General features: G+C 57.7%; 8 protein-coding genes. 6 read left to right on the top strand and 2 right to left on the bottom strand.

Going from position 1 to position 7554, the window contains the following annotated elements:
• Window positions 1-323: 323 nt before the first annotated feature.
• The 6 genes from R6U20_RS12845 to phoU all read left to right on the top strand — a co-directional run bounded on the left by R6U20_RS12845 (window position 324) and on the right by phoU (window position 5959).
• Complete coding sequence (locus tag R6U20_RS12845) at window positions 324-1061, top strand: response regulator transcription factor (protein ID WP_410338244.1); 738 nt, start codon at window positions 324-326, stop codon at window positions 1059-1061.
• A gap of 195 nt (window positions 1062-1256) precedes the next feature.
• Window positions 1257-2318, top strand: a complete 1062-nt coding sequence (locus R6U20_RS12840) for a PstS family phosphate ABC transporter substrate-binding protein (protein WP_410338243.1) — start codon at window positions 1257-1259, stop codon at window positions 2316-2318.
• A gap of 96 nt (window positions 2319-2414) precedes the next feature.
• Entirely contained in the window at window positions 2415-3380 is a 966-nt protein-coding gene (pstC, locus tag R6U20_RS12835; RefSeq protein WP_410338242.1) for a phosphate ABC transporter permease subunit PstC, read from the top strand.
• Entirely contained in the window at window positions 3380-4258 is an 879-nt protein-coding gene (pstA, locus tag R6U20_RS12830; RefSeq protein ID WP_410338241.1) for a phosphate ABC transporter permease PstA, read from the top strand. The genes pstC and pstA overlap by 1 nt, the downstream gene beginning before the upstream one ends.
• A 57-nt stretch (window positions 4259-4315) precedes the next feature.
• A complete protein-coding gene (gene pstB, locus R6U20_RS12825; protein WP_410338240.1) occupies window positions 4316-5194 on the top strand; it encodes a phosphate ABC transporter ATP-binding protein PstB in 879 nt (292 codons plus the stop codon).
• A 54-nt stretch (window positions 5195-5248) separates the two neighbouring features.
• Window positions 5249-5959, top strand: a complete 711-nt coding sequence (gene phoU / locus R6U20_RS12820; protein WP_410338239.1) for a phosphate signaling complex protein PhoU — start codon at window positions 5249-5251, stop codon at window positions 5957-5959.
• An 18-nt stretch (window positions 5960-5977) separates the two neighbouring features.
• Here phoU and tesB read toward each other — a convergent pair whose 3' ends face one another.
• Both tesB and R6U20_RS12810 read right to left on the bottom strand, forming a co-directional pair.
• Window positions 5978-6871, bottom strand: a complete 894-nt coding sequence (gene tesB, locus R6U20_RS12815; protein WP_410338238.1) for an acyl-CoA thioesterase II — start codon at window positions 6869-6871, stop codon at window positions 5978-5980.
• 48 nt (window positions 6872-6919) lie between these two features.
• The coding region (locus R6U20_RS12810; protein WP_410338237.1) for an anhydro-N-acetylmuramic acid kinase at window positions 6920-7554 on the bottom strand (635 nt) is incomplete at its 5' end.

Raw genomic sequence — 7554 nt, 5'->3', positions numbered from 1 at the left:
AAACAAAGCTCTGGCTAACAAAATATCAGAGAGAAAGTTATGTGCAAGGACTAGCCTCCCCGGGGAGGAAGGGTAGGATGGAGGGGAAAATACGCATCTGAACCCAATCTTTCAGGGTTGACACAGCACTACACGCAATTTGGTGAGACGCACGTGTGAAATGCAGGTAGGAAGCACCGCCTTCGCATCCGCCCAAATTGGTTGAATCGAATGCAGTTGAACGGAAGAGCACCGTATGATAAAAGTTGCATAACAACCGATGCGTCTCTGAAAGGTAAAGGGAAGGTGGCCCACGCATCAGCAAACAAACTCACCGGCTGCCTGTGACTGCCTCTGTTACCGAAGAGCGTTCCTCCGATACCTCGACGACCAACGACCCGCTTGTCCTTGTCGTTGACGATGAGGAGGATCTGCTAAGCCTGTTGGAGTACAATCTGCAAGACGAGGGCTTTAACACTGTGCTGGCACGCGATGGCATAGAGGCATTGGAGCAGGCGCGCGAGCATGGGCCCGATCTTATTGTGTTAGATGTTATGATGCCGCGTCTGGATGGCATCGAGGTGTGCCGCCGTGTACGCAAGGATGCACATTTGCGGACGACCCCTATTATGATGCTTACGGCGCGCTCTGAAGAAGACGATCAGGTGGCAGGCCTCGACGTAGGAGCCGATATCTACATCAGCAAGCCGGTGTCGGTCTCTGTTATCATTAGCCAGGCAAAGGCGTTGCTGCGTAGCGTACAACGGTATGACACCCCTCCGAATCAGTTAGTGGTGCACTCACTCACGATAGATCGCGACCGCTACCTGGTGTATCAGGAGCAAGACGACGGCCAGCAGAAAGAGATGCGGCTTCCGCGTAAAGAGTTTGAACTGTTGTACTTTCTGGCCTCGCATCCCGGCAAGGTCTTCTCGCGTCAAAAAATCCTGGATAACGTGTGGGGACCCGATGTCTACGTGGTTGACCGCACCGTAGACGTGCATATTCGCAAGATTCGCGAAAAGATAGGCAGTGCGCTTATTGAAACCGTCAAGGGTGTCGGTTATCGTTTTAAAGAATAGCATCGATAAAAAGAAAACCGCTGCGGGCACACATTCTGGGCATAACGTTCTGGGCCCAACGACAGGCCCAACGCAATGCGACCTATTGCATGAGCCTGCCCCGGTATGGATACGTACTTCGTTCCGATCTTTACTTGGCTACGATCTTTTGTTCACCAACCCCAACATACTCGCATGAATCGTCTGTTTCGTTCCATGGCTTCGATGCCTCCGATAGCGCTTAGCGCCCTGCTGGTGGCCAGTATGATGTTGGCCGGATGCGGGGGCGACACAGGACAGACCGTGCGCGTTGACGGGTCGAGCACGGTGTTTCCTATTTCGCGTGCGGCGGTGACTGACTACCAAGAGGAAACCCCGGGTGCCCGTGTGATAGCAGGCAACAGTGGTACGTCGGCGGGCTTTCAGCGCTTCTTTCGGGGCGAAACCGATGTGACAGGCGCTTCGCGTCCGATCCGTGAAGACGAATTGCGTCGGGCCGAAGAGGCGGGCATCGAGTTCATTGAGCTGCCAATTGGATACGACGGGATTACGGTCACTACGCATCCGGACAACGACTTCGTGTCGTGCCTTACGGTGAGCGAGTTGAACGCTATTTGGGAAGACGAGAGCACGGTAGAGCAGTGGAGCGACATCCGCGACGACTTCCCCGACAAAGAACTGCGCTTGTATGGCCGCTCGTCTGCCAGCGGCACCTACGATTACTTTACCGAAGCCATCAACGGTGAGCGCGGCAACATTCGTGACGATTACAACGCCAGCAGCACCGACAACGCCACGGTGCAGGGCGTATCGCGCGACGAACGTGGCATGGCCTTCTTTGGACTGTCGTACTACGAAAACAACAGCGACAGCCTGCATCTCATTGCTGTTGACAATGAACAAGGGGAAGGGTGCGTGGAGCCCACCCAGGAAACGGTGGCCAACGGTACCTACCAGCCGCTTGCGCGACCCGAGTTTATTTACGTGAACATTGACCGGTTGGAGCAGAATCCGGAGGTTGAGCCGTTCGTGCAACACTACATTGAGAATGCCCAGCGGTTTGTACGGCAAGCCGAGTACATCCCGTTTGAGTCCGAAGTCTACGACCTGGTAATGCAGCGCTTTGATAATCGCGTAACAGGGAGCATGTTTGAGGGCAGCGGTCCAACCATTGGCGTGCGCATTGGCGACTTGCTGGAGCGCATGAACGCAAGCGGTACATCGGCGCCGTCTGACTCGACAAATGCCGAAACCGATAGCACGAATGCAGGCTCGTAGCAGGGCAGCTACGCCCCACCCGTTGAGGCGCGAGGCTGCGGCTGGCAGCCTCGCGCTGTTCTGTTCTACGTACGAAGCGCCTTCTGACCCGGCATTATGCCTACATCCCCCCCCGAATCGGCCACCATGCCACAGCCATCCTCTGATGCGCCAGACGCCTCGATGGATCTGTCGGCTAATCTGTACCGAAGCCCGCGCGAGAAGCTGGTGAAGTACGGGCTTGGGTTCTGTGCCGTGCTTACTATTCTGACTACGCTGGGCATTGTAGGTATTCTGCTCTATGAGTCGGTGGGCTTCTTTGCCCAGGTGTCCTTGATTGACTTCCTGACAGGCACCGACTGGGAGTTCGCCGGTTCAGACCCGTCGTTTGGTGTGCTACCGCTGGTTTCAGGCACGCTACTCATCACCGCGATTGCCGCTGCGGTAGCAATGCCGATTGGGTTGGCCAGCGCAATTTACATCTCTGAGTACGCATCGCCCCGTGCACGGCGATGGCTTAAGCCCAGCTTAGAGGTGTTGGCAGGCGTCCCTACCGTGGTGTACGGATTCTTTGCACTCACCTTTGTCTCGGGCGTCATCATTCAGGGGATCGACTCATCGCTGCCGCCGCTGAATGCGCTGAGCGCGGGGATCGTGGTCGGCATCATGATTATCCCGATGGTGGCCTCTGTCAGCGAAGATGCCATTCAGGCCGTGCCCGACTCGCTGGCTGCCGGTGCCTATGCGATGGGCGCTACCAAGGTTGAGGTGGTGATGGGGGTAATCGTACCAGCCGCGTTAAGTGGCATCGTTGCCAGCTTTATTCTGGCGTTGAGCCGCGCTATTGGGGAAACCATGATCGTGGCGATTGCTGCGGGCGCTACGGCTACGCTGACGGCCAACCCGCTCGAATCCATCCAAACCATGACGGGCTTCATTGTGCAGGTGGCCAAGGGCGACATCGATCAGGGCACGGTAAGTTACCAGAGCCTCTTTGCGGTAGGACTGCTGCTGTATCTGATCACGCTGATGATGAACCTGGCAGCAAACTGGATTATCCGACGGTATCGCGAAAACTACTAATGAAAGATCATAGCGCGTTTCATCCACAGCTTGACAAGCGCCGCCGCTACGGCACGCTCGTTGCCGGGCTGCTGTTTGCGGCCACCATGCTGGGCCTCCTGGTCCTTGCCACGCTCATTGTGGACGTGGTGACGACGGGCTCGGGCTGGCTCAGCGAGCAGTTCCTAACGGGATACCCCACATCAAGCCCAGAAACATCGGGGATCTGGCCGGCCATTGTCGGATCCCTCTATCTGATGCTCATTGTGGCGGCCACGACCGTGCCGCTGGGGGTGGGGACGGCGCTGTATCTGGAAGAGTATGCTGAGGAGGGCAGTCTCAAACGCATCATCCAGCTCAACATTACGAACCTGGCAGGAGTGCCTTCGGTCGTGTATGGCATCCTGGGACTGGGCCTGTTTGTGTATCTGTTCGATATGGGCAGCAGTCTGCTGGCGGCGGGCTTAACGCTTTCGCTGTTAGTGCTTCCTATCGTTGTAATCAGCTCGCAAGAGGCCCTGCGATCGATTCCCCAAGGGGTGCGCGAGAGCGCCTTTGCGCTGGGAGCAACGCGCTCGCAAGTGATCTGGCACCACCTGATTCCGATGGCCCTGCCCGGCATCTTGACGGGGGTGATCTTGTCGCTTAGCCGAGCTGTTGGCGAAACGGCCCCGCTGGTACTCGTGGGGGCCTCGCTGGCGATCAACTTTACCCCCTCGCATCTGCTCGACGATTTCACCGCGCTGCCGATGCTCGTCTTTCAGTGGACCGAAGAGCCCGGTGCCTCGTTTCAGGAGTTGGCTGCCGCGGCCATCATTGTGCTGATGGCTTTCTTGTTGCTGATGAATATGACGGCAATCTTGCTACGGAATCACTTTGAAGACCGGCTGGCCGGCTAAGAGCGAGACCGTGTCATCTGCCTCCTGCATCCATCTTGTATAGCATTTTTTTGTCCTATGGCCTCCGCAGATTCGTCCAACGTCGGTTCGTCGCCTACCGAGACCGAGGCGCCCCCGTCTTCGTCTACCAATGAGGCGGCATCTGGGTCGGCCCCCCGCAAGGCCGCCAGCGCTGCTGCGACGGACGATGCAGCGACAAAGATTCGTGTCAAAAATCTCAACTTTTGGTACGGCGACGACACGCACGCCCTGGAAGACATTTCGATGGAGGTAAAGGCCAACCGCGTTACGGCGCTCATTGGGCCCTCGGGATGCGGAAAAAGCACGCTCATTCGCTGTTTTAACCGGATGAATGAACTCATTCCGAATACCACGCTCGAAGGATCGGTCCACGTCAACGGACAAGATATCTATCAGGCCGATCCGGTGGCGGTGCGTCGGCACATCGGTATGGTCTTTCAGAAGCCCAATCCGTTCCCCAAAACCATCTACAAAAACATCGTGTGGGGCGCTCGCATCAACGGATACACCGGTGATGAGGATGCGCTTGTAGAGCGATGTCTGCGCCAGGCTGCCCTTTGGGATGAGGTGAAAGACAGCCTACATGGGAGCGCCTATAACTTGAGCGGTGGGCAGCAGCAACGTCTCTGTATTGCACGCGCCTTGGCAATAGAACCCGATATTCTGCTCATGGATGAGCCCACCAGCGCGCTCGATCCGGTTGCCACGGGCAAGTTTGAGGATACGATCAGCGAACTGCGCTCCGAATACACCATTGTGGTGGTTACACATAGCATGCAGCAAGCCTCGCGCGTGAGCGACGAAACCGTCTTCCTGTACATGGGGCGCCTCATTGAAATGGGCCCAACGGAACAAGTCTTCACGCGTCCTCAAAAAGAACGGACCGAGGCATATGTAACGGGCCGGTTCGGATAATTCGCCATTTACGTTGCGGGAGTCTTCCGTAGCTCGCTGACTGCTTACACTCTTATGCCTGCTTCCTCGCATGGACACCGGCCTCAACTCGATAATGAGCTGAAGACGTTGCGCCGTCATCTGGTTTCTATGGCTACGTTGGTCGATGAGCAGCTGGCCAATGCGATGAATGCACTCATCCAGGGCGATGCCGAGCTCGGAGAGGCGGTGGCTGCCCGCGATAGCGAGGTGGATGCCCTGGAGCTTACCATCGACCAGCACTGCGAGCGCATTCTGGCGCTACATACACCCGTAGCCGCAGATCTGCGCATGCTCATCATGGCAGTAAAGGTGAACACCGACTTCGAGCGTATCGGCGACCATTGCCGTAATCTGGCGCGCTATGCGGCTCCACTGGCAGAGCACCCCGATTTGTTGGCGCGCACGACTGTGCCCCGCATGGCCGATCTGGCCCGCGATATGCTGCGCGGGGCCGAGGAGGCGTTCCTGAGCCGCGACCGCGTGCAAGCACGCACCGTCGTCGCGCGCGATCAGCAGGTCAACCGGCTGCATGCGGACAACCTCTCCACACTCATCACCCAGATGCAAGAAGAGCCTGATGCCTCGGAGGCGCTGTCGTATCTCATTACGGCAAGCAAAGCCATTGAGCGCATCTCAGATCATGCGAAAAACATTGCGCAGGGCGTCGTTTTCCTGGTCGAGGGCAACGACATCCGTCATCAGCGCCTCACCGACCCCGACCATCCCTCCTCGGATTCGTCATAACCCGAGACAGAAGCAGCGTTAGGCGCTTTGGTCATCATCGCGATTATCGTGGTCGTGCATGCGCATCAGTCCCTCTTGGGCGACCGACGCCACCAGGGTACCGTCTTGCGTAAAGAGTTGCCCGCGCACAAACCCCCGGGCTCCATGGGCAGCCGGACTCTCGGCGCTATACAACAGCCACTCGTTCATCGAAAACGGGCGGTGAAACCACATCGCATGGTCGAGCGAGGCCAGTTGCAGCGCCGGATCTAAGAAGGACCGTCCGTGCGGACGCAGAGCAGTGCTTAGCAGTCCATAATCCGACATGTACGCAAACACCGCCTGGTGTAGCAGCGGTTCATGGGGCAGGGTTCCGCGTGCACGCATCCACATGTGATTGACCGGATCAGACGGCTCAGGCGCAAACGGATTCACCGGGTCTACGCGCCGAACCTCAATGGGGCGCTCTTCGGTGTAGAGCGGATGCAGGTGTTCGGGAATACGGTCTTTAATCTCGCGGAGCAACGCAATGTCAGAAGACAGTGCACTGGGGGCAGGCACATCGGGCATTGAGGTCTGATGCGTGTCGCCAGGCTCAGGCGCATGGAACGACGCCGCCATGTTGAAGATCGCTCGCCCGTGCTGAATAGCAATAATGCGTCGCGTCGTAAACGACGAGCCGTCGCGCAGCCGGTCGACCTCATAGACAATGGGAGCCTCTACATCACCCGGCAGAATAAAGTAGCCGTGCATCGAATGCGCCACGCGTCCCGACGTGTCGAGTGTACGGTGTGCCGCCACGAGCGACTGCGCAAGTGCCTGTCCGCCAAACACACTTCCCGATCCAATGTCGTAGCTCGTTCCACGAAAAATGGTATCCTCAATGCGCTCCAGATCAATGAGGGCACGAAGGTCGCTAAGTGTGTAAGCCATTTGAGCACAGGGGGATGCGATAAGAAAAAAGTGCAATAAAAGGACCTCTCAATCGTGAGAGGTAGGGGGAAGGTGAAGGCCGCCCAGACGTGCCGCGTGGGTAGCCCCCGTTACCGATGGCAGCGCGGTTGCCGTGCCGTGTGTCCATTCGTGTGCAAGCACAGCCATCCCAATAGCCTCTTTCATATCCGGATCAACACCCACAGTGGCCGTGCTTACCACAGGGATGGGGGCAAACGCGTTGCGTAGGGCATCCATAAGAGCCGCGTTGTGCAGACCGCCACCGCTTACGAGCACACGGTCGGCAGGCGTCTGGGGGCGAATGAACTGCGCATAGGCATGATACACCGACGATGCCGTAAGCAAGACCGCCGTTGCCAGGGCGTCATGGCGGCTTCCATTGCGGGTGCGAACCTCAGTCCATAAGCGCTGGGCATAATCAGCTCCGAACTCGCGACGGCCGGTAGAGCGGGGCGGAGACTGCTGGAAAAAGTCATCGGCCAAAAGGTCGGCAACGAGTCCGGGTAGCGGTGTGCCCAACTCGGCATGGTGGCCCTGATCGTCGTAGGGGGCGTCGAAGAGCGCCTTAGCGAGCGCATCAAGCACCATGTTGGCTGGGCCGGTGTCAAAGGCACGCACGTCAGAGCGGGTTGCTCCTGCCGGTACTACGGTGACGTTTGCGA

The organism is Longimonas sp. (assembly GCF_046498435.1).
GTDB lineage: Bacteria > Bacteroidota > Rhodothermia > Rhodothermales > Salinibacteraceae > Longimonas.
This window is presented reverse-complemented; position numbering and strand designations above follow the sequence as displayed.

What these genes read in the sequence shown, in the direction of transcription:
- R6U20_RS12840 (WP_410338243.1), top strand. Translation starts at nt 1,257, where the DNA reads ATGGCTTCGATGCCTCCGATAGCGCTTAGCGCCCTGCTGGTGGCCAGT.
- pstC (WP_410338242.1), top strand. Translation starts at nt 2,415, where the DNA reads ATGCCTACATCCCCCCCCGAATCGGCCACCATGCCACAGCCATCCTCT.
- pstA (WP_410338241.1), top strand. Translation starts at nt 3,380, where the DNA reads ATGAAAGATCATAGCGCGTTTCATCCACAGCTTGACAAGCGCCGCCGC.
- pstB (WP_410338240.1), top strand. Translation starts at nt 4,316, where the DNA reads ATGGCCTCCGCAGATTCGTCCAACGTCGGTTCGTCGCCTACCGAGACC.
- phoU (WP_410338239.1), top strand. Translation starts at nt 5,249, where the DNA reads ATGCCTGCTTCCTCGCATGGACACCGGCCTCAACTCGATAATGAGCTG.
- tesB (WP_410338238.1), bottom strand. Translation starts at nt 6,871, where the DNA reads ATGGCTTACACACTTAGCGACCTTCGTGCCCTCATTGATCTGGAGCGC.